Genomic DNA, 18930 nt, shown 5'->3' with positions numbered 1-18930 from the left:
GCCGGCGTCCGCGACTCCACGAAACACGCATGTCAGGACTCTCGCCACCGGCCCCACCGCGTGTGACAATTCCGCGATGACCAGGGCTGCGGACCCCCGCCTTGCGCAACCCCTCGACGACGCTGCGCAACCCGACGATCCCCAACTCGCCGCGCGCGCCGCCGAGCTGGTGCGCGAGGCCGTGCTCGGCGACCTCGCCCGCCGGGTGGTGGCGGAGTGCGGCGTCGACGTCGGCCTGGTCGGCGTGCCCGAGCCGCTGCCCGGCAGTCGTCCCGACGCCGAGGGCATGGTGCTGCGGCACTGGGCCGGCACCCGGGCCGACCTGCTGCACGACATACCCGTCCCGGCCGGACTCGGCCTCGGCGGCCGGGCGCTCGCCGAGCGCGCACCCACCTGGGTGCCCGACTACCGTGCGGCGACGAACATTTCGCACCACTACGACGCGGCCGTGGCCGCCGACGACCTGTACGCGATGCTCACCGTCCCGCTGATGGACGGCGGCACCGTGCACGGCGTGGTGTACGCCTCGCTGCGCACCGTCGTCCCGTTCGGGGACGTGCGGATCTCCGCGGTCGGCACGCTGGCGAAAGCGGCGGCCCGGGCGCTCGCCGGAGCCGCCGCGTGGAACCGCGAGCGGCCCCGGAATCCCTCCACCGTACCGCCGTTGACCCCGCGCGAGCACGAGGTGCTGCGCTGGGCGGCGACCGGCCGGACCAACCCGGAGATCGCCGCCCGGCTGGGCCTGACCTGCAACACGGTGACGGGCTACCTCAAGTCCGCGATGCACAAGCTCGGGGTCCGCAATCGGACCGAACTCGCCCTCGCGGCGCGGGAGTCGGGGCTCGTCAGTTGACCTGGCGGTCCCGCCCGGACCAATACGGCTCGCGCAGCCGGAACTTCTGCAGCTTCCCGGTGGCGGTGCGCGGCAGGGAGTCCCGGAACTCCACCGTGGTGGGCGACTTGTAGCCCGCCAGCCGCTGCTTGCAGTGCGCGATCAACTCGGCCTCGGTGACCGCCTCGTGGCCCTCCCGGAGCACCACCAGCGCCTTCACCGTCTCGCCCCACTTCTCGTGCGGCACCCCGATCACCGCCGTCTCGGCGACCGCCGGGTGGTCGTACAGGCAGTCCTCCACCTCGATCGAGGAGACGTTCTCCCCGCCGCTGATGATGACGTCCTTCTTGCGGTCCGAGATGGTCAGCAGGCCGTCCGTGAGGGTGCCGCCGTCGCCGGTGTGGAACCAGCCGTCGCGCAGCGCCTCGGCGCTCGCCTCGGGCTGCTGCCAGTAGCCGTCCAGCACGGTGTTGGAGCGCACCAGCACCTCTCCGGAGGGATCCACCCGCAGCCGGGTGCCGAGCGCCGGGGCGCCCGCCCGCACCAGCTTCTCGGCCCGCTCGGCGGCCGGGAGCGCGTCCCACTCGGCCCGCGAGCGGTTGACCGTGACCACGGGGGAGGTCTCGGTCAGGCCGTAGAGCTGCATGAACTCCCAGCCCAGCTGCTCCTCGACCTGCTGGATCACCGAGGTCGGCGGCGGGGCGCCGGCCACGATCATCCGCACCCGGTCCCGGCCGGGCACCGGGCCGTCCCAGTCGGCGGCGGCGTCCAGCACCATCTGGACCACGGCGGGTGCGCCGGACAGGAAGGTCACCCCGTGCCGCTCGACCCGGCGCAGGATCTCCGCGCCGTCCACCTTGCGCAGCACGATGTGCTGCGCGCCCAGGCCGGTGAGCGAGAACGGCAGGCCCCAGCCGTTGGCGTGGAACATCGGCAGGGTGTGCAGGTAGACGTCCCGGTCGCCGGCGCCGTAGTGCAGGGCCATCACCGTCGCGTTCAACCAGATGTTGCGGTGGGTGAGCTGAACGCCCTTGGGGCGGGCGGTGGTTCCGCTGGTGTAGTTGATGGTGGCGGTGTCGTTCTCGTCCCCCGCGTAGCGCCGCGGGGTGCCGTCGAAGTCGTACAGCACGGCGTCGCTGTCCGCGCCGAGCACGAACTTGTGCTTGGCCACCACCCCGCCCAGCGAGTCCGCGACCTCGGGGTCGACCAGCAGCACGGAGGCGCCGCTCTGCTCGACGATGTACGACACCTCCTCGGCCTTCAGCCGGAAGTTCACCGGCACCAGCACCCGGCCGTACCCGCTCACCCCGAAGAAGGAGGTCAGCAGCCGGGCCGAGTTGTGCGAGACGATCGCGACCCGCTCGCCCGGCCCGACGCCGAGCCGGTCCAGTCCGGCGGCCTGGGCCCGGGCCAGCTCGGCGACCCTGCGGTAGCTCAGCTCGCCCCAGGATTCGGCCGGCTGCACCGGCTCGTCGACGATGCCGACCCGGTCGCCGTAGACCAGCTCGGCCCGGTCGAGGAAGTCCATCACGGAGAGTGGAATCTGCATGGGGCCCACTGTCCTCCCCGGCCCGCGCCCTGCACACCCCCGATCGGGGGTGTCACCCGTCCGTGGGTACCGCACCCGTGCCCACGGTTGTGCCCGTGCCCGTATCCCCGCCCGCACCCGCCCCCACCCCCACCCCCACCCGCCCCGCCTCGCCCGGGGTGCCGCGGCCGCCGCCAGTGCCGCCGCCAGCCGCTCCCGGGCGATCCCCAGCACCCGCCCGGACGGCCGGTTCGCCGGCACGTCCCCGCCCCGGCAGTCCAGCAGCGGCCGCGGCCCGCCGCCGGGCCAGTCAGCTGGAGCCCGACCCTCCGCTTGCTGCGCCCGGCGCGGACAGCGGGCCGCAGTGCCTGCGTCCGCGCCCGCCGACTGCTAGGAAGGCCGCAACGCACGGTCCACCCACGGGGAGCACATCATGAACGACCACCGGCCCGACGCCTCGCTGGGGCTGGGAGGGCCTCAAGTGACCGCCACCGCGGCCATTTCGGCCGACGGCCTGGTGCTGCGGCCCTTCGAGGACGCCGACGCGCCCGCCCTGGTCGAGGCCTACCGCGACGAGACCCTGCGCCGCTTCACCCGCACCCCGGTGAACGACGCCGAGCAGGCCGCGCACTGGCTGCGGCTCCAGCACGAGGGCCGGGCGGCCGGGACCCGGTACTCCTTCGCCGTCCTGGACGCCGGCGAGCTGGTCGGCAACGTCGTGCTCAAGCGCGGCACCCCGGGCGGGGAGAGGGCCGAGGTGGGGTACTGGACGGCCGGCCCGGCCCGCGGCCGGGGGGTGGCGCCGCGCGCGGTGGAGGCCCTCACCGCCTGGGCCTTCGCCACCTTCGCCGCCGACGGTCTGCGCCGGATCGACCTGCTGCACGAGGGCGACAACCACGCCTCCTGCCGGGTCGCGGAGAAGAGCGGCTACGCCTTCACGGAGATCGTCCCGGCCTTCCCGCCGTACCCGCTGGACGGCCACCGGCACTCCCGGAATTGGCTGGACGGATCCGCTCGGCGCACTTCAGAGTAGGCGCATGGCTTCTTTGGTACGACATGTGACGATCGACTGCGCCGACCCGTACGCCCTGGCCGGCTTCTGGGTCGAGGCGCTGGAAGGCACCCTGGGCGCGGACGACAAGCCCGGTGACGAGATGGCCGTGGTGGAGTCCGCCGGCGCCTCGCTGCTCTTCATCCGGGTGCCCGAGGGCAAGTCGGTGAAGAACCGGGTCCACCTCGACCTCCAGCCGCAGGACCGCGGCCGGGACGAGGAGGTGGAGCGCCTGGTGGCCCTGGGCGCCACCGTCCTGGAGGACCACCGCCGGCCGGACGGCAAGGGGTGGGTCACCCTGTCCGACCCGGAGGGCAACGAATTGTGCGTCGAGCGCAGCCAGGCCGAGCGGGTCGCCACCGGCGACGCCTGACCGCCCGGCCGGGCGGCTCAGCCCAGCTGGATCGAGCGCTTGGCCAGGCCCATCCAGAACCCGTCGATGACGCTGCGCTGGCTGTCCAGGTCGGCCTCGCCGGCGCCGAGGGTGACGAACAGCGGGGCGAAGTGCTCGGTGCGCGGGTGGGCCAGGCGTCCGGCCGGGGCCTTGTGCTCGAAGTCGAGCAGCGCGTCCAGGTCCTGGGCCGCCAGGGCGCGCCGGCCCCAGTCGTCGAACTCGGCCATCACCGAGGTGACCCGTCCGTCCCTGCTGAGCGCCCGCAGGTTGTGGGTGAAGAAGCCGCTGCCGACGATCAGTACGCCCTCGTCGCGCAGCGGGGCGAGCTTGCGGCCGATCTCCATCAGCCGCTGCGGGTCGAGGGTGGGCAGCGAGACCTGGAGCACCGGGACGTCGGCGTCCGGGTACATCTCCACCAGCGGGACGTACGCGCCGTGGTCGAGTCCGCGGTCGGGGATGTCCTGGACGAGCGTGCCGGGGGCGCGCAACAGCTTGCGCACGCGCTCGGCGAGCTCCGGTGCGCCGGGGGCGGCGTACTGGACCCGGTAGTAGTGCTCGGGGAAGCCCCAGAAGTCGTAGACCAGCGGGACGGTGGTGACGGCGCCGAGGGCGAGCGGGGCCTCCTCCCAGTGGGCGGAGACCATCAGGACGGCCTTGGGCCGGGGCAGGTCGGCGGACCAGGCGGCCAGCTCGCCCGGCCAGACCGGGTCGTCGGCCAGCGGCGGGGCGCCGTGCGACAGGTACAGGGCGGGCATGCGCTCGGGGGCCGCGGTGCTCATGGCGTCCTCCTCGGGACCGTTTCGACCGGTGGGCGGGTCTGGCAGTTCGGGTCAGGTAGTTCAAATTTGAACGTTTACTCCGATCGACGGTACACCTTCGTTCGAATTTGAACAACAGGAGTAGGCTTCACCCCATGTCCTCACTGAACGAACCCCGCTGGCTGGACCGGGACGAGGCGGCCGCCTGGCGGGGCTTCGTCACTGCGAGCAACCTGCTGAACCGGCGGCTGGAACGCCAGCTCAAGGAGGACTCCGGCCTCTCCCACCAGCAGTACGAGATCCTGGTGCACCTGTCCGCCGCCCCCGGCGACTCGCTGCGGATGACCGAACTCGCCGACAAGCTGGTCACCTCCAAGAGCGGGCTGACCTACCAGGTCACCCAGCTGGAGCGGGCGGGCCTGGTCGCCCGCCGCTCCTGCCCCAGCGACGTGCGCGGCGTCATCGCCGAACTCACCGACCAGGGCCGGGAGATGCTGCGCCAGGCCGCACCCGGGCACGTCGCCCTGGTGCGCGAGCTGCTGATCGACGTGCTCACTCGCGAGCAGCTCGCGGTGCTCGCCGAGGGCCTCGGCGCGGTCAGCGCACGACTGCGGCTGGAGGAGGACTCCTAGCCGGAGTCGGAGCCGGAGTCGGGGGAGTCCTCCCGGCCGGAGCCGGCGGAGGCCCCCTTGCCCTCGCCACCCCGCCCCTCGCCACCCTGCCCCCCGCCGAGCGCCGCCGCCCGCTCCAGCAGCAGCTCCCGCTCCCGCTCGTTGCGGGTCAGCCCCGCCGCCCGCTCGAACTCCTCCCGGGCCTCCGCCGCCCGCCCCAGCCGGGCCAGCAGGTCGCCCCGCACGCTCGGCAGCAGGTGGTAGCCGCGCAGCGCCGGCTCCGCCGCCAGCCCGTCCACCAGCTCCAGCGCCGCAGCCGGGCCCCGCGCCATCGAGACCGCCACCGCCCGGTTCAGCGCCACCACCGGGGACGGCGACAGCGCCAGCAGTCGTTCGTACAGTGCGGCGATCGTCCCCCAGTCGGTGTCCGCGTAGCGTCGCGCCCGGGCGTGGCAGGCGGCGATCGCGGCCTGCACCGAGTACGGCCCGGTGCCCGCCTGTTCCAGGGCGTCGAAGCCGCGCCGGATCAGCAGCCCGTCCCAGCGGGCCCGGTTCTGCTCGGCGAGCAGCACCGGCCGCCCGTCCGGCCCGGTCCGGGCGATCGTGCGCGAGGCCTGGAACTCCAGCAGTGCGGCCAGCCCGTGCACCTCCGGCTCGGCCGGCATCAGCACGGCCAGCACCCGGGCCAGCCGCAGCGCGTCCTCGCACAGCCGGGGGCGGAGCAGGTCGTCCCCCGCGGTCGCCGAGTAGCCCTCGTTGAAGATCAGGTAGATGACCTCCAGCACCGAGGAGAGCCGCCGCGTCCGGTCCTCCCCGTACGGCACCTCGAACGGCACGCCCGCCTTCGCCAGCGCCCGCTTCGCCCGGACGATCCGCTGCGCCACCGTCGGCTCGGGCACCAGGAAGGCGCGGGCGATCTCCGGGGTGGCCAGCCCGCCGAGCAGCCGGAGGGTGAGCGCGATCCGCGCGTCCGCGGACAGCACCGGGTGGCAGGCGGTGAAGATCAGCCGCAGCAGGTCGTCGTCGATGTCGTCCGGGGCGGCCGGCTCCGGGGGCGGCACGTCCCCCGCGGACCGCCCCACCTCGGCGAGCTTGCGGGCGTAGACCTCCCGGCGGCGCACCAGGTCGATCGCCCGGTGCTTGGCGGTGGCCGTCAGCCAGGCGCCCGGGTTGTCCGGTACGCCCTCCCGGGGCCACCGCTCCAGCGCGGCCACCAGCGCGTCCTGCGCCAGCTCCTCGGCGATGCCGACGTCCCGGACGATCCGGGCGACCCTGGCGATGATCCGCGCGGACTCGATCCGGAACACCGTCTCGACAGCCGCCGTCGTGGTCCTGGGGGTAACTGCCCTCTCCGTCACGGCCACCCATCAGAGCAGCCGGTGTGGAGGGAGGCAAGCGTCGACGCAGGTGCTACTTCGGCGGCTCCGGCATCTCGTCGATCTGCCGGACCTCGGCTTCCACCGGCCAGTGCGCGGGGTGGCTCTGGAGGAACCGTCGGGTCCACTCCAGGGCCTCGGCGTGGTCCTTGCACTGGAGGATGGCGTAGCCGCCGACGACCTCCTTGGTCTCGGTGAACGGCCCGTCGGTGCAGCTGACCTTCCCGTCGCTCCAGGTCAGCCGGGTGCCCTGGGAGGTCGGGGTGAGGCCGGCGGTCTCCAGCATCACACCGGCCCTGGTGATCTCTTCGAACAGTGCTCTCATTCGCTGCTCGAAGCCCGGGTCCGGCTCCCAGCCGCCGCGGGCGTTCTCGTCGATGCGGATCAGCGCCATGAAGCGCGGCATGGTGACTCCTCGGTCGAGCGGGCGGGGCCTCTCCCCGCCTCTCACCCCTGCGTCGAACGGGCCGGCGCCGGATCGACACCGCCGTGGGGGAAATCCTTCCGGCTCCTCCCCGTCCGCGCTCGGGAGACGGGCCGCGGGACGGGCCGCGCGACGGGCTGGGAGGCGGGCCGGGAAGGGGTGCACCGCTGTGCCGTCCGGGCGGTCCGTGGTCGAATGGCCTGCACGTGCGAGCGGTGGAGGGGAGACACGGATGCTTGTGGACATTCTGGGTGCGGTCGTCGAGATCCTGGGGGCGACGGTCGGCGAGTCGAAGGTGGAGGAGCGCAAGGAGCGCGACGCCTTCGCCGAGGGGCGGGTGGTGTTCTTCGAGGGCTGCGTCACCGGTGCCCGGCCCTACTGCCGCCCGACGGCGGAGTTCCTGCAGGCCTCGGTCGGCGCGCTCGCGATCTCGCCGCTCCGCGCGGCCACCGTGCGGGCCCGCTACCTGCCGAGCGACCTCGTGCTGGTCGAGGTCCGGAAGCGGCGCGACGGCGACCCGAAGACCATCGAGAAGAACTGGACCGTGTTCGAGTGCCTGGACGGGCAGGACGTGGTCCTGATCGGCTGCGCCTCGGGCAACGCGGGCTACGTCCGCCGGGCACTGCGGTTCGAGGGCGTCTGACCGCAGAATCCAGCCGAGCAGGGTGTCTGTCATCGCAACTGCGGAGACATAGTTCTTTTGTCCTGGCAGCTGCGAATGCCTACCTGTCGCCTCGGGTAGTCCTCCTCGCGGGCCACAGTGCCGTGGTCCGCGAGGAGGGAGCACCCATGACCCCGGCGAGACCCACCGTCCGACTCCACGGCCACCTCGACCGCCCCGCCGAACTCACGGTCGCGCAGCTGCGCGCCCTCCCCGCCCGTCGGGTCGAGGTCGGCTTCGACTGCCTGACCGCGGGCGAGCGGCGCCACGGCTACGAGGGCCCGCGTCTGCTGGACGTGCTGCGTGCCGCCCGGCCCCGGATCGACTTCTCCGGCCGCAAGCAGCGGCTGCGCTTCCTGCTCTCCGTGGCCGGCGCCGACGGTCACCGGGCGGTGGTCTCCTGGGCCGAGATCGACCCGGACTTCGGCGACCAGGAGATCCTGCTCGCCACCAGCATGGACGGCGCCCCGCTGGACGCCACCGGCCCGCAGCTCGTCGTCCCCGACGACCACTGCGGCGCCCGCTACGTCAATGCCGTCACCGCCGTCTGGCTCGGCCCCCTCGGCGACCCGCACCCTTCAGTCTGACGCCCGCCCCTCCGTCTGACGCCCGCCCAGCGGCCTGCCTCCCCGCTCCGCGGCCGCCCGCCGGAAGGGGCCGGACGGGGGTCCGAAACCACTCGCCGGAGCCGGGTTTCCATGCCAACATGCCCCATATGGGGACGATTCTGCACGGCGCCTTGGTCACGCTCCGCCCTGCCACCGGCGACGACATCCCGGCACTGGCGGCCATCCGCGGCACGCCCGAGGTGTTCGCCCGCTGGCGGGGCGGCGACGACCTGCTCGGCGAGGTCGCCAACGACCTGGAGTCGCCCGGCACCGAGACCTTCGCGATCGACCTCGGCGGCAAGGTGGTCGGCGCCATCCAGTGGTACGCCAACAACGACGACGAGTACCGGCACGCCGGGATGGACCTCTACCTCGACCCGACGGTGCACGGCCTGGGCCTGGGCACCGACGCCGTGCGGGCGATGGCCCGGCACCTGGTGCACGACCACCACTACCACCGGCTGGTGATCGACCCGGCCGCGGACAACCTCGCCGCGATCCACTGCTACGCCAAGGTCGGCTTCCGCACCGTCGGCACCATGCGCCAGTACGAGCGCGGCCCGGACGGCACCTGGCACGACAACCTGCTGATGGACCTGCTCGCGGACGAGCTGATCGAAGGCTGAGCCGCCCCATCGGGCCCGGGCGTCAGCCCCATACCGACCCGGGCGCCAGCCCCATGCCGACGCCGGCGCCAGCCCCATACCGACCCGGGCGCCAGCCCCATGCCGACGCCGGCGCCAGCCCCATGCCGACCCGGGCGTCAGTCCCGCGCCTCGGCCGGCGGGCAGCCGCAGGAGCGCCGGACCACCAGCCGGGCCGGGAAGGTGCGGGCGCCCAGGGCGCGGCGCTCCGGCCCGCCGAGGACGAGTTCCAGCGCGGCGCGGGCCATCTCGTCCTGCGCCGTGGTGACGGTGGTCAGCGCCGGCCCGGCGATCACCGCCTCGGCGATGTCGTCGAAGCCGGCCACCGCGAGGTCCTCCGGCACCCGGATGCCGAGGTCGTCGGCGGCCCGCAGCAGGCCGATCGCCTGGTCGTCCGTCGCGCAGAACACGGCGGACGGCCGGTCGGGCCGGGCGAGCAGGGTGAGCGCCTCGGCGTGCGCCCGGACCCGGTCGAACGGCGCCGGGGTGAGCCGCCCCTCGGTGGGCAGCCCGGCCTCCCGCAGCGCGGCGACCCAGCCGGCCGTCCGCCCGGTGACCGGGTCGTGCGGGCTGAGCGCGAGGGTGCCGCCGAAGCAGTGCACCCCGGCGTGCCCGTGCCCGAGCAGATGGCGGACCACCTCGCGGGCGCCGCCCTCGTCGTCCGCGACCACGGCGACGCCGTCGGGGCTCTCCGCCCGGTGGTGCAGCAGCACCACGGGGGTGCCGTCGGCCACGTCGAAGCCGGTCAGCCCGGAGGTGGCCGGGTCCTGGGTGACCAGGATCAGGCCGTCGACCTGCATCCCGAGGAAGGCGCGGATGTAGTGCGCCTCGCGCTCGTCGGCGTAGTCGGAGTTGCCGATCAGCAGCAGCCGGCCGTGCTCGGCGGCGGCCTGCTCGACGGCGTGCGCGAGCCCGGCGAAGAACGGCTGGCGGGCGTCCGGGACGACCATCCCGAGCAGGTCGGTCCGTCGCCGGGCCATCGCCTGGGCGACCCGGTTCGGCCGGTAGCCGAGTTCCTCGACGGCGGCGAGCACCCGCGCCCGGGTCGCCGGCGCCACCGGCCGCGGCCCGTCGTTGATCACATAGCTCACGACCGCCGTGGACGTCCCCGCCACCCGCGCCACATCGTCCCGCGTCACCCTCGCCATGACCGTTGAGCCTACACAGCCCCTCCGACCAGCCCGTTTTGCCGAGCCTCGGGTCGGATCCCCGTGCGGGTGCCCGGCCGGGCTCCCCGGCCACCCCGACGGGTGCCTGGTGGTGTGGGCGCAGTCCCGGGGAGACCTCGCGACGATCGCGGCGCTGCGCGAGACCAGCATCGTGATCGCCGCGCTGATCGCCACCGTGGTGTTCCGCGAGCGCCTCGGCCGGCTGCGGCTGGCGGCGGCGTTCACCGTGCTGGGCGGGATAGCCGTCCTGGAACTCGCCCGGCCCTGAGACGCGGGGGTGTGGGCGAGCTCCGGGCGGCGAGCCCCGGGTGGCGAGTCCCGGGTGGTGGGCTCCGGGTGGTGGGCGGAGTCCGGGGGCCGTTACCGGGCGGTGTCGGCGTCCGGTACGACGACCGTCAGGGAGGTCTCCTGCAGCAGGAAGCCCAGCGACTCGTAGAGCCGGCGGGCCGGATTGCCCTCGGACACCACCAGGGTCACGTCGGCGAGCCCGCGCGCGGCGGCGTCCCCGATGGCGCGGCGCAGCAGGTCGGCACCGAGGCCGCGGTAGCCGCGCTCCGGGTGGCGGAAGACATCGGCGACCCAGGGCCGGCCGTCGCGGTCGGTGAGGGTCAGCCCGGCGACGACGCGGTCCTCGGCGTCCACCGCGAGCACGCTGGAGGGCAGCACCGGGCCGATGGTCTTCCCGGCCAGCAGCGGGCCGAGCCGCTCGGCGAGCACCTGGGCCCGCTCGCCCGGGTAGTGGTCGACGTGCCCGGCGGGGAAGGCGGCCCGCCAGGCCTCGTACAGCTCCTCGGGTGCGCGGTCGCAGGGCACCGGCCGCAGGCCCTCGCGCAGCGGCGTCTCCGCCCAGTCGGCGGGTGGGGGATCGGCGCGCAGGTCGCGGCGGAGGGTGTGGGCGTGCCGCAGCACCCGCGCGCCCTGCGCCGCCAGCTCCCGGCCGAGCCCGGGAGGGCCGGAGACCACCCAGCCGGGCAGCTCGGCCCGGATGAACCCGGCGGCGTCCGCCGACTCGTCCAGGACCTCCAGCAGGTCGGCCCAGGGCCGTCCCTCCCGCTCGTCCAGCTGGTACCGCAGCACCGGCTCGCCGTCGGCACCCCGCCTGACCACCCAGTCCTCGGCCATGGCCCACCCCACATTCGCACGGTCGTTCGTCGGCGGCCCATGCTCACCGAGGCCTCGCCGTCCGGCAACCGGTTATTTCCGGCCGCCGCCTCGAACTGCCGCTTCGGGCCGCCGCCTCCGGCCGCCGCCTCCGGCCGCCGCCTCCGGCCGCCGCCTCGGGCCGCCGCCTCGGGCCGCCGCCTCGGGCCGCCGCCTCGGGCCGCCGCCTCGGGCCGCCGCCTCGGGCCGCCGCCTCGGGCCGCCGCCGCGGACGGCCTCGGGCCACTCGGACCCCTCAGATCACTCAGGCCACCACCGCGGCCCGGAGGCAGAGCACGTCCGGCAGGTGGGAGAGCAGCAGCGACCAGCTCTCGCCCTCGTCCCGGCTGCCGTACACGTCGCCGGTCCGGTTGCCGAAGTAGATGCCCGCCGGGTCGGCGTCGTCGGTGCGCAGGGCGTCGCGCAGCACGATGCCGTAGTGGTCCTCGCCGGGCAGGCCCTGGGCGAGCTGTTCCCAGCTGGTGCCGCCGTCGGTGGTGCGGAAGACCCGGCAGCGGCGGCCGGGCGGGATGCGGTCGTCCGAGCCGCCGAGCGGGAAGAGGTAGGCGGTGTCGGCCCGGCGCGGGTGGGCGGCCACGGCGAAGCCGAACTCGGCGGGCAGCCCGTCCACGATCGAGTGCCAGCTGTCGCCCCAGTCGTCGCTGCGGTAGACGCCGCCGTGGTTCTGGAGGTAGAGCCGGTCCGGGTGGACGGGGTCCGGGGCGATCTTGTGCACGCACTGGCCGAACTCGGGGTACTGGCGCTCCTCCGGGAAGAACTCGGCGCGCAGGCCGGTGTTGGAGGGCTGCCAGCTGTCGCCGCCGTCCTTGCTGCGGTAGACGCCGCCGCTGGAGACGGCGACCAGCAGCCGCTGCGGGTCGCGCGGGTCGGTCAGGATGGTGTGCAGGCCCTGGCCGCCGTACCCGGCGCCCCACTGCGGCCGCTGCGGGTGGTTCCAGAGCTGTTCGACCAGTGCGAAGGTCTCGCCGCCGTCGGTGGAGCGGAACAGCGCGGCCGGCTCGGTGCCCGCGTAGACGACGCCGGGGGCCTCCGTTCCGGCGGGCTGGAGCTGCCAGACCCGGGTGAGCGAGGCGCCGGTGGACTCCGGGAAGCGGATGGCCGGCTGCGGCGGCTCGGACCAGCTGGCGCCGAGGTCGTCAGAGCGCCAGACCGACGGGCCCCAGTGACTGCTGTCGGCCCCGACCAGCAGTCTGGTCCGGCCGTCGCGCCGGTCGATGGAAACGGAGTAGATCGCGTTCATCGGGAAGTGCGGCCCGCTGAACTCCCACGTAAGCCGGTCGCGGCTGCGGCCGAGAAAGAGGCCCTTCTCGGTTCCGACGGCCAACAGCACCTCGGTCATGCCTCACACCACCTGGTCACGAGTACGCCCCCCGGACGGCCCCCAAGTGCCAGTGTCCCGCCGTCCACCGGTGCCCACACCTCGCCGCGCCGGTCACCCGGGAGGCCGACGGGAAACACCGGCCGTCCGAGAGGCTCGTCCAGGGCTCGTCCGGGGCTCGTTCGGGAGGCTCCCGCGCGGGCTCCCTCGGGCGTTCGTCCAGGGGCTCGTTCGGGGCGCTCGTTCGGGGGCCGCGCGCCGCTACCCCCGGCAGTCCTCCAGCAGCCGCAGCCAGACCTCGCTGATCGTCGGGTACGAGGGCACCGCGTGCCAGAGCCGGTGGATCGGCACCTCACCGACCACCGCGACGGTCGCCGAGTGCAGCAGCTCTGCCACCCCGGCGCCGACCAGGCAGGCGCCGACGATCACCTCGCGGTCCAGGTCGAAGACCACCCGGGCCCGGCCGCGGTAGCCGTCGCCGTAGAGCGAGGCCCCGGCGACGGAGCCGATCTCGTGGTCGACGGTCTTCACCCGCAGCCCCGCCGCCTCGGCGGCGGCCGCGGTCAGGCCGACGGCGGCGACCTCGGGCTGGGTGAACACCACCTGGGGAGCGCCCGCGAGGTCCGCGGACGCCGCGTGCGCGCCCCAACGCGAGGTGTCCAGCGGGCGCCCCTGGGCACGGGCGCCGATCGCCGCGCCGGTGATCCGGGCCTGGTACTTGCCCTGGTGGGTGAGCAGCGCCCGGTGGTTGACGTCCCCGGCGGCGTAGAGCCACTCGCCGTCCACCCCGAGCACCGTGCAGCTGTCGTCCACCTCCAGCCAGTCGCCCGGCTTCAGACCGACCTGCTCCAGCCCGATGTCGGCGGTGCGCGGGGCCCGACCGGTCGCGTACAGCACCTCGTCGGCGGTCAGCGTCCCGCCCCCGCCGAGGGTGAGGGTCACCGGCCCGGAGCCGTCCGCCCGCTCCAGCGCGGTGACCTCGGTGCCGAAACGCACGTCCACCCCGGCGGCCCGCAGGCCGTCCGCGACCAGCTCGCCCGCGAACGGCTCCATCCGCGGCAGCAGCGCGTCACCGCGCACCAGCAGCACCACCTCGGAGCCGAGCGCCCGCCAGGCGGCGGCCATCTCCACCCCGACCACCCCGCCGCCGACCACGGCCAGACGCCCGGGGACGGTCTGCGAGCCGGTGGCCTCCCGGTTGGTCCACGGGTGGGCCTCGGCGAGCCCCGGCACGTGCGCGGGCAGCACCGGGCGGCTGCCGGTGCACACCACGACGGCGTGCCGGGCGGTGAGCACCCGCTCGCCGCCGTCCTCGGCCTCCACCGTCACCGTCCGCGGCCCGGCCAGTCGGCCGTGGCCGCGGACCAGCTCGATGCCGGTGTCCCGCAGCCAGCTCACCTGGCCGTCGTCCTTCCAGTCGGAGGCGAAGGAGTTGCGCCGGGCCAGCACCGCGGCCGGATCCAGCCGCCGGTCGCCGACCGCCTCCCGGGAGCCGGCCACCGCGCGGGCGTCGGCCAGCGCGGCCACCGGCCGCAGCAGCGCCTTGCTGGGCATGCACGCCCAGTACGAGCACTCGCCGCCGACCAGCTCGGCCTCCACGATCACGGTGCGCAGCCCGGCGGCGACGGTCCGGTCGGCCACGTTCTCGCCGGTGGGGCCGGCCCCCAGGACGATGACGTCGTACTCCTCGGCGGTGCTGGTCATGCCCTGTCCTCCGTCGTCTCGATGGCCACCCCGGCCCGTCGCGCGGGGGTGACGGCCGTGTGCTCACAGGTGTCGAGCGACCGGGCGCGCCGGCCGCCGTGCCGGTCGCCGGTCGGGGCGACCGCACCGGGGAGCGTGCCGCGGCCGCCTACGGTTCCGTACCCGAGCCTGACCCGGGCCGCGCGCCGCGGCCACTCGTCGTGCCCGTCGCGCGCCGTCGGGGTGAGCGGAGCGGCCGGCCCCGGGCCGCCACCCGGCCGGAACTCCGGCACGGCGTCCGGCGGTTCGGTACGGCTGGGCTGCTCGCGCACGGGTGCTCGCTCTTCGCTCGGGTACGGCGTGGGCCCCATCCTGCCCGTCCGCGCGCGGTTGCGCGACGGACGGACACGCCGAGGGCGCCGTGGGGCACGCCGTTGGGCGCGGACGGGACAGTCCGGAGCCCCGGGGCGGACGAACCGGCGGGGACGGGCCGCCACGGATCACCACGGGCCGGCACGGACCACTACGGACCACGACGGACCGGTACGGGCCGGCGCGGGGCAGGCGGGCTCAGAGCGCGGCGAGCTCCGCCAGCACCGCCGCCGTGTCGGCCGGGCGGGAGAACATCGGCCAGTGCCCGGTGGGCAGTTCGCGCAGCTCCCAGTTCGGCCCGGACATCCCGGCGAAGAACGGGTGCCCGGCGGCGATCAGCTCGTGCACCTGGGCGAGCGGGAAGGAGCAGGAGACCAGCGCCTGCGGCAGCGCGGCCCCGGCGCCGGTCAGCCGCAACCGGCCCCGGAAGGCCCCGACCGGGTGCGGGGTGGAGCGGGCGCGGATGCGTGCCAGGGCGGCCTCGTCCAGTCCGACCACGCTCGTGCCCTGCTCGGACAGGTACTCCCAGGAGGGCATCGGGAGTCGGCCGTCGACCACCGAGGCCTCGGCCGTCCGCTGGTAGTCGGGCTGCCAGAGGTCGTACACCGAAGTGCCGTCGGCCAGCGGGCCGCTGTCCAGGTAGACCACCCGGCGGATCCGCTCAGGCATCCGGTCCGCGACCCCGCCCACCGGGGCGGCGGCGCCGCTGTGCGCGACCAGCACGACGTCCGACAGGTCCTCCCGGACCACCAGCGCGGCAAGGTCGGCGATGTGGTCCTCCAGTCCGAACTCGCCTTCCTCGGTGGCGCGTTCGCCCACTCCGGGCAGGCTGACGGCGTACACGCGGTGCCCGGCCGCACGCAGCGGCGCGGCCACCTCGTCCCAGGCCCAGGCGCCGATCCAGAATCCGGGGACCAGTACGAACGTGCTCATGGTGGATCACTCCTTCGTCGGTGGGACGTCCGGGGGAGGCGTCGACGGGCCGCGGGAGGGCCCGCTGGGCGCGGCGGGGCGCGGGAGGGCGTCGCCGCGGTGGGCCTCCTCCACCGCCGACTCTAGGATCGGATCAGGACAGAAGTCGCCCGGATTTCCTCCGGGTCGGGCCGGGTGCCGAGCCCGGACGGCCCGAAGGTGGCCCGGACGCGGCCCGGAGGCGGCCCGAAGACGGCGTGGAACAGGAAGGAGCACACGGTGGAGCACCCGGTCAGCCGCGTCCTCGCCCTGCTGGAACTGCTCCAGGACCGCCCCGGTCTGACCGGGGCCGAACTGGCCGCCCGGCTCGACGTGGACGAGCGGACCGTCCGCCGCTACGCCGCCCGGCTGGCCGAACTGGGCATCCCCGTCCAGGCCGACCGCGGCCGCTACGGCGGCTACCGGCTGCGCCCCGGCTACCGGCTGCCGCCGCTGATGCTCGACCCGGACGAGGCCGCCTCCGTCGTCCTCGGCCTGCTGGCCGGCCGCAGCTCGGGACTGTCGGTGGGGGAGGGGGCCGCCGAGACCGCCCTCGCCAAGATCCAGCGGGTGCTGCCGCCGCCGCTGCGCGAACGCGTCGCCGCCGTCGAGGAGACCCTCGGCCTCACCGCCGTCCCCGCGACCGGCCCCGGCCCGGCCGCCGCCGCGCTCTTCACCCTGGCCGAGGCGGCCCGCCGCCGACGCCGGGTGCGGCTCGCCTACCGGGACCGCGAGGACCGCCCCAGCGAGCGCGAGTTCGACCCGTACGGACTGGTCTTCCACTCCGGGCGCTGGTACACCACCGGGCTCGACCACCGCAGCGGCGAGCCGCGCACCTTCCGGCTGGACCGGATCACCCGGGTCGAGCAGGGCGAGGCCGGGTTCGAGCCGCCGGAGGACTTCGACCCGGTCCAGCGGGTCGTGGAGTCACTGGCCGGGGCGCCCTGGCGGCACCGGGTGGAGGTGGAGCTGGAGACCACCCTCGCCGAGGCCCGCCGCCGGCTGCCGCCCGCCGTCGGCACGCTCACCGAACTCGCCGGGGACCGGGTGCTGCTGCGGGCCCGGGCCCAGAACCTGGACGGCGTCGCGGTGCTGCTGGCCGGCCTGGGGTGGCCGTTCACCGTCCGGGAGCCGGCCGCGCTGCGCGCCGAGGTGCGGGCGCTCGCGGCCCGGCTCACCGCCTGGGGCGCCGAGCCGACCTGAGCCGCCGCGGCCGGCGCGGAAGCCGCCGCCGGCCCGGAAGCCGCGGCCGGGCACGGCGAATGCAGGGTGAGGACACGGCGAGGGCCCGGGGAGACGACGCTCCCCGGGCCCTCGGACGTCCGGATCAGGCCTGGCCGCCGGCCGCCTGCTCCTGGGCGACCTTGCGCTTCACCTCGGCCATGTCCAGGTTGCGGGCCTGACCGATCAGGTCCTCGAACACCGCCTCCGGCAGCGCTCCGGGCTGCGAGAAGACGAGCACGCCCTCGCGGATGATCGCCAGCGTCGGGATCGACTGGATCTCGAACGCGGCGGCCAGCTCCTGCTGCGCCTCGGTGTCCACCTTGGCGAAGACGAGGTCCGGGTGGCGCTCGGCCGCCTTCTCGTACACCGGGGCGAACTGGCGGCACGGCCCGCACCACCCGGCCCAGAAGTCGATGAAGACGAAGTCCTTGCCCTCCGCGCCCGGGACGATGTCGTCGAAGTTCTCCTTGGTCAGCTCGACCGTGCTGCTCATCTCGCGATTCCTTCCCTTCCGGAGGGTGGCGATCCAGGCCCGTTCAGGCCATGTGCCCGCCACAACGGTCCCGGTCCGCGGGGTATTCCGGGAGGCGAATCCGGGCCGTCCAGGAGGCGGCCGTCCCGGCGCCGGCCGTCCCGGCGGGCGGCTACGGGGCCGGGGACGGCACCGTCCGCCCCACCGGCGGCGCGGCGCTCCAGCCCGGGGGCATCGACCACTTCGAGGTCCCGGCCCAGGACGGCGGTGCGCTACCGGTCGCCATCCCGGCGCACCACGCCTGCCTCCCAGTCGACCGTGTACGACTCCAGCCGCTCCACCCGGGCCGTCCCCCGGACACCGGGCCAGTGCGGGTTCGGCTCGCCGGTGCCGGTCATGTGCTCCCGCTGCCAGGTCCGGCTCCAGCCGACCCGCAGCGCCGGCTCGAAGCTGTGCCACCGCCCGCAGCCGCAGGGCGTCAGCAACCAGGCGCAGCAACGGCACAGCCCGGCGTGGCCGTGGCCGGTCGACACGGACACCGCCGGGCCCTCCTCGCCACAGGCCGGGCAGCCCGGCAGCACGACGCCGTCCAGCAGCGCGTTCTGCCGCCGGACGTAGTCGGGCAGCCGCAACGGCGGATGCAGGAACGGGTCGTGCTGCCAGGCCGCGTCCGGCGAGTTCCGCCAGGGCCGGTTCCACCAGGGCGTGTCCGCCGGCTGCCGCCGCCCGGCCCGCTTCTCCGCCCGGCGCCGCTCCGCGTACTCCTCGGCCCGGGCCCGCCACAGCTCGCGTGCCTCGTGCAGCTCGTCCACGGCGCGGACCAGCGACTCCGGGTCGGCCTCCAGGAATCGCGGCATCCGGGCGCTGACGGTGAGGTGGTGGTACGTCGCCCGCAGGCCGTACGGGGCGAAGAGGATCAGGCAGGTGCGCAGCGCGCTGTGCCGCCGGTACGGCGGGAGCGAGGCGTCGTGCACCAGGGCCCGGCGGGTGTGGAAGCTGGTCATGACGGTGGCTCCAGGTCGAGGTCGAGGTCGAGGTCCAGGTCCAGGGCGCGGGCGAGCGCGCCGGTGACGGCGGCGGCGTACCCGGGCACCTGCCGCTCGGCCCAGTCCGCCGCGAGCGCGAGGAACGCGCGCAGGTCCCGCTCGGCCCCGGCGAGCAGCCGGCGCAGCTCGTCCACCGGCAGCTCGATCACCGGGCCCCCGCCGCCCTCGGCGTCCTGGATCAGCCGGACGACCCGGCCGACACACTCGGCCCGGGCGTCGGGGTCGTGGCCGAACCACGCGGTGCCGGGGCCGTCCGTGACGTCCAGCCACTCGCGCCAGTCCTCCAGCCCGTTGCAGCAGCCCGGCTCGAACACGGCGCCGGTCGCGGAGTCCGTCACCACCAGGCCACCGGGAGCGTACGGGTGCGGCTCGGTCAGCAGCCCGTGCAGGAAGGCGCCCAGCGGATCCGCGGGCAGGGCGACGCGCTCCCCGGCCTGCTCGGGATCGGGCGCGACGTCGTTGCGGTCGGCCAGTAGCCACACCGCCGCACCCACCTCCGCCGACGTCATCCGCCCGCTCAACGTGAGGTCCCCGTGCCGCCCGGGCGCGCCCGTCGGCCACAGCGTGAAGCCCTCGGGGGAGAAGAACGTCAGCACCGGTCGCATCGACATCATCCGCCGATCATCCCGAACGGAACCCCACCCCGA

At 75.1% G+C, this 18930-nt stretch carries 22 protein-coding genes; 9 read left to right on the top strand and 13 right to left on the bottom strand.

All coding sequences use genetic code 11. From position 1 onward, the window contains the following. Positions 1–76: 76 nt before the first annotated feature. Positions 77–853, top strand: coding sequence for a helix-turn-helix transcriptional regulator (locus ACWDBB_RS14540; protein WP_449789894.1), 777 nt, complete (start codon positions 77–79; stop codon positions 851–853). Here the strand turns inward: ACWDBB_RS14540 and ACWDBB_RS14535 are convergent. Next, the gene (locus tag ACWDBB_RS14535) at positions 846–2381 is read right to left on the bottom strand and encodes an AMP-binding protein (protein WP_449789893.1); all 1536 of its coding nucleotides are present in this window, start codon (positions 2379–2381) and stop codon (positions 846–848) included. The genes ACWDBB_RS14540 and ACWDBB_RS14535 overlap by 8 nt on opposite strands. Before the next feature lie 412 nt (positions 2382–2793). On the opposite strand from ACWDBB_RS14535, the gene ACWDBB_RS14530 reads away from it, so the two are divergent. Together ACWDBB_RS14530 and ACWDBB_RS14525 are read left to right on the top strand one after the other, a co-directional pair. Continuing rightward, entirely contained in the window at positions 2794–3393 is a 600-nt protein-coding gene (locus ACWDBB_RS14530; RefSeq protein ID WP_449789892.1) for a GNAT family N-acetyltransferase, read from the top strand. 4 nt (positions 3394–3397) lie between these two features. Beyond that, positions 3398–3784 (top strand): VOC family protein, encoded by a 387-nt coding sequence (locus ACWDBB_RS14525; protein ID WP_449789891.1) that lies wholly within the window; start codon positions 3398–3400, stop codon positions 3782–3784. Positions 3785–3801: 17 nt separating this feature from the next. On the opposite strand, the gene ACWDBB_RS14520 is transcribed toward ACWDBB_RS14525, so the two are convergent. After that, positions 3802–4584 carry a dioxygenase family protein gene (locus tag ACWDBB_RS14520; protein ID WP_449789890.1) on the bottom strand — a complete coding sequence of 261 codons (783 nt, stop codon included), beginning with the start codon at positions 4582–4584 and terminating at the stop codon, positions 3802–3804. A 143-nt stretch (positions 4585–4727) separates the two neighbouring features. Between ACWDBB_RS14520 and ACWDBB_RS14515 the strand changes: the two genes are divergently transcribed. Further along, positions 4728–5195 carry a MarR family winged helix-turn-helix transcriptional regulator gene (locus tag ACWDBB_RS14515; protein WP_392870016.1) on the top strand — a complete coding sequence of 156 codons (468 nt, stop codon included), beginning with the start codon at positions 4728–4730 and terminating at the stop codon, positions 5193–5195. Here ACWDBB_RS14515 and ACWDBB_RS14510 read toward each other — a convergent pair. Then, positions 5192–6532: an RNA polymerase sigma factor gene (locus tag ACWDBB_RS14510; RefSeq protein WP_449789889.1), complete on the bottom strand. Its 1341-nt coding sequence runs from the start codon at positions 6530–6532 to the stop codon at positions 5192–5194. The genes ACWDBB_RS14515 and ACWDBB_RS14510 overlap by 4 nt on opposite strands. Before the next feature lie 52 nt (positions 6533–6584). Continuing rightward, positions 6585–6956 (bottom strand): YciI family protein, encoded by a 372-nt coding sequence (locus ACWDBB_RS14505; RefSeq protein ID WP_449789888.1) that lies wholly within the window; start codon positions 6954–6956, stop codon positions 6585–6587. A gap of 250 nt (positions 6957–7206) precedes the next feature. Here ACWDBB_RS14505 and ACWDBB_RS14500 point away from each other — a divergent pair, with 250 nt between their 5' ends. The 3 genes from ACWDBB_RS14500 (at position 7207) to ACWDBB_RS14490 (ending at position 8869) form a co-directional block, all read left to right on the top strand. Then, positions 7207–7617, top strand: coding sequence for a hypothetical protein (locus tag ACWDBB_RS14500; RefSeq protein WP_449789887.1), 411 nt, complete (start codon positions 7207–7209; stop codon positions 7615–7617). Between the two features lie 146 nt (positions 7618–7763). Next, positions 7764–8222 carry a molybdopterin-dependent oxidoreductase gene (locus ACWDBB_RS14495; protein ID WP_392868819.1) on the top strand — a complete coding sequence of 153 codons (459 nt, stop codon included), beginning with the start codon at positions 7764–7766 and terminating at the stop codon, positions 8220–8222. Between the two features lie 128 nt (positions 8223–8350). Next, on the top strand, positions 8351–8869 hold the full coding sequence (locus ACWDBB_RS14490; RefSeq protein WP_449789886.1) for a GNAT family N-acetyltransferase: 519 nt from the start codon (positions 8351–8353) through the stop codon (positions 8867–8869). A gap of 137 nt (positions 8870–9006) precedes the next feature. On the opposite strand, the gene ACWDBB_RS14485 is transcribed toward ACWDBB_RS14490, so the two are convergent. Continuing rightward, positions 9007–10035 (bottom strand): LacI family DNA-binding transcriptional regulator, encoded by a 1029-nt coding sequence (locus tag ACWDBB_RS14485; RefSeq protein ID WP_449789885.1) that lies wholly within the window; start codon positions 10033–10035, stop codon positions 9007–9009. Between the two features lie 112 nt (positions 10036–10147). On the opposite strand from ACWDBB_RS14485, the gene ACWDBB_RS14480 reads away from it, so the two are divergent. Next, positions 10148–10324 carry a hypothetical protein gene (locus tag ACWDBB_RS14480; RefSeq protein ID WP_449789884.1) on the top strand — a complete coding sequence of 59 codons (177 nt, stop codon included), beginning with the start codon at positions 10148–10150 and terminating at the stop codon, positions 10322–10324. 92 nt (positions 10325–10416) lie between these two features. Here ACWDBB_RS14480 and ACWDBB_RS14475 read toward each other — a convergent pair whose 3' ends face one another. The 5 genes from ACWDBB_RS14475 to ACWDBB_RS14455 form a co-directional block, all read right to left on the bottom strand. Next, complete coding sequence (locus ACWDBB_RS14475; protein ID WP_449789883.1) at positions 10417–11178, bottom strand: GNAT family N-acetyltransferase; 762 nt, start codon at positions 11176–11178, stop codon at positions 10417–10419. 283 nt (positions 11179–11461) lie between these two features. Then, complete coding sequence (locus ACWDBB_RS14470) at positions 11462–12556, bottom strand: WD40/YVTN/BNR-like repeat-containing protein (RefSeq protein WP_449789882.1); 1095 nt, start codon at positions 12554–12556, stop codon at positions 11462–11464. 240 nt (positions 12557–12796) lie between these two features. Continuing rightward, positions 12797–14239, bottom strand: coding sequence for a dihydrolipoyl dehydrogenase family protein (locus tag ACWDBB_RS14465; RefSeq protein ID WP_449789881.1), 1443 nt, complete (start codon positions 14237–14239; stop codon positions 12797–12799). Further along, positions 14236–14550, bottom strand: a complete 315-nt coding sequence (locus ACWDBB_RS14460) for a hypothetical protein (RefSeq protein ID WP_449789880.1) — start codon at positions 14548–14550, stop codon at positions 14236–14238. The genes ACWDBB_RS14465 and ACWDBB_RS14460 overlap by 4 nt, the downstream gene beginning before the upstream one ends. Before the next feature lie 238 nt (positions 14551–14788). After that, the gene (locus ACWDBB_RS14455) at positions 14789–15523 is read right to left on the bottom strand and encodes an alpha/beta fold hydrolase (protein ID WP_449789879.1); all 735 of its coding nucleotides are present in this window, start codon (positions 15521–15523) and stop codon (positions 14789–14791) included. Between the two features lie 258 nt (positions 15524–15781). On the opposite strand from ACWDBB_RS14455, the gene ACWDBB_RS14450 reads away from it, so the two are divergent. Further along, a complete protein-coding gene (locus ACWDBB_RS14450) occupies positions 15782–16744 on the top strand; it encodes a helix-turn-helix transcriptional regulator (RefSeq protein WP_449789878.1) in 963 nt (320 codons plus the stop codon). Positions 16745–16868: 124 nt separating this feature from the next. Here ACWDBB_RS14450 and ACWDBB_RS14445 read toward each other — a convergent pair whose 3' ends face one another. The 3 genes from ACWDBB_RS14445 to ACWDBB_RS14435 form a co-directional block, all read right to left on the bottom strand. Then, positions 16869–17258, bottom strand: coding sequence for a thioredoxin family protein (locus ACWDBB_RS14445; protein WP_449789877.1), 390 nt, complete (start codon positions 17256–17258; stop codon positions 16869–16871). 251 nt (positions 17259–17509) lie between these two features. Next, entirely contained in the window at positions 17510–18241 is a 732-nt protein-coding gene (locus ACWDBB_RS14440) for a hypothetical protein (protein ID WP_449789876.1), read from the bottom strand. Continuing rightward, positions 18238–18897, bottom strand: coding sequence for a hypothetical protein (locus ACWDBB_RS14435; RefSeq protein WP_449789875.1), 660 nt, complete (start codon positions 18895–18897; stop codon positions 18238–18240). Before ACWDBB_RS14435 ends, ACWDBB_RS14440 begins: the two co-directional genes overlap by 4 nt. Between the last annotated feature and the right edge of the window lie 33 nt (positions 18898–18930).

Source organism: Kitasatospora sp. NPDC001095 (genome assembly GCF_053598615.1).
Note: the sequence above shows the minus strand (reverse complement) of the source record. Positions and strands in the feature narration are given on the sequence as shown.

Bases quoted from the DNA above. Each gene is read 5' to 3' on its own strand.
- ACWDBB_RS14540 (WP_449789894.1), top strand. From the start codon at position 77: ATGACCAGGGCTGCGGACCCCCGCCTTGCGCAACCCCTCGACGACGCT.
- ACWDBB_RS14535 (WP_449789893.1), bottom strand. From the start codon at position 2,381: ATGCAGATTCCACTCTCCGTGATGGACTTCCTCGACCGGGCCGAGCTG.
- ACWDBB_RS14530 (WP_449789892.1), top strand. From the start codon at position 2,794: ATGAACGACCACCGGCCCGACGCCTCGCTGGGGCTGGGAGGGCCTCAA.
- ACWDBB_RS14525 (WP_449789891.1), top strand. From the start codon at position 3,398: ATGGCTTCTTTGGTACGACATGTGACGATCGACTGCGCCGACCCGTAC.
- ACWDBB_RS14520 (WP_449789890.1), bottom strand. From the start codon at position 4,584: ATGAGCACCGCGGCCCCCGAGCGCATGCCCGCCCTGTACCTGTCGCAC.
- ACWDBB_RS14505 (WP_449789888.1), bottom strand. From the start codon at position 6,956: ATGCCGCGCTTCATGGCGCTGATCCGCATCGACGAGAACGCCCGCGGC.
- ACWDBB_RS14500 (WP_449789887.1), top strand. From the start codon at position 7,207: ATGCTTGTGGACATTCTGGGTGCGGTCGTCGAGATCCTGGGGGCGACG.
- ACWDBB_RS14495 (WP_392868819.1), top strand. From the start codon at position 7,764: ATGACCCCGGCGAGACCCACCGTCCGACTCCACGGCCACCTCGACCGC.
- ACWDBB_RS14490 (WP_449789886.1), top strand. From the start codon at position 8,351: ATGGGGACGATTCTGCACGGCGCCTTGGTCACGCTCCGCCCTGCCACC.
- ACWDBB_RS14485 (WP_449789885.1), bottom strand. From the start codon at position 10,035: ATGGCGAGGGTGACGCGGGACGATGTGGCGCGGGTGGCGGGGACGTCC.
- ACWDBB_RS14475 (WP_449789883.1), bottom strand. From the start codon at position 11,178: ATGGCCGAGGACTGGGTGGTCAGGCGGGGTGCCGACGGCGAGCCGGTG.
- ACWDBB_RS14470 (WP_449789882.1), bottom strand. From the start codon at position 12,556: ATGACCGAGGTGCTGTTGGCCGTCGGAACCGAGAAGGGCCTCTTTCTC.
- ACWDBB_RS14465 (WP_449789881.1), bottom strand. From the start codon at position 14,239: ATGACCAGCACCGCCGAGGAGTACGACGTCATCGTCCTGGGGGCCGGC.
- ACWDBB_RS14455 (WP_449789879.1), bottom strand. From the start codon at position 15,523: ATGAGCACGTTCGTACTGGTCCCCGGATTCTGGATCGGCGCCTGGGCC.
- ACWDBB_RS14445 (WP_449789877.1), bottom strand. From the start codon at position 17,258: ATGAGCAGCACGGTCGAGCTGACCAAGGAGAACTTCGACGACATCGTC.
- ACWDBB_RS14440 (WP_449789876.1), bottom strand. From the start codon at position 18,241: ATGACCAGCTTCCACACCCGCCGGGCCCTGGTGCACGACGCCTCGCTC.
- ACWDBB_RS14435 (WP_449789875.1), bottom strand. From the start codon at position 18,897: ATGATGTCGATGCGACCGGTGCTGACGTTCTTCTCCCCCGAGGGCTTC.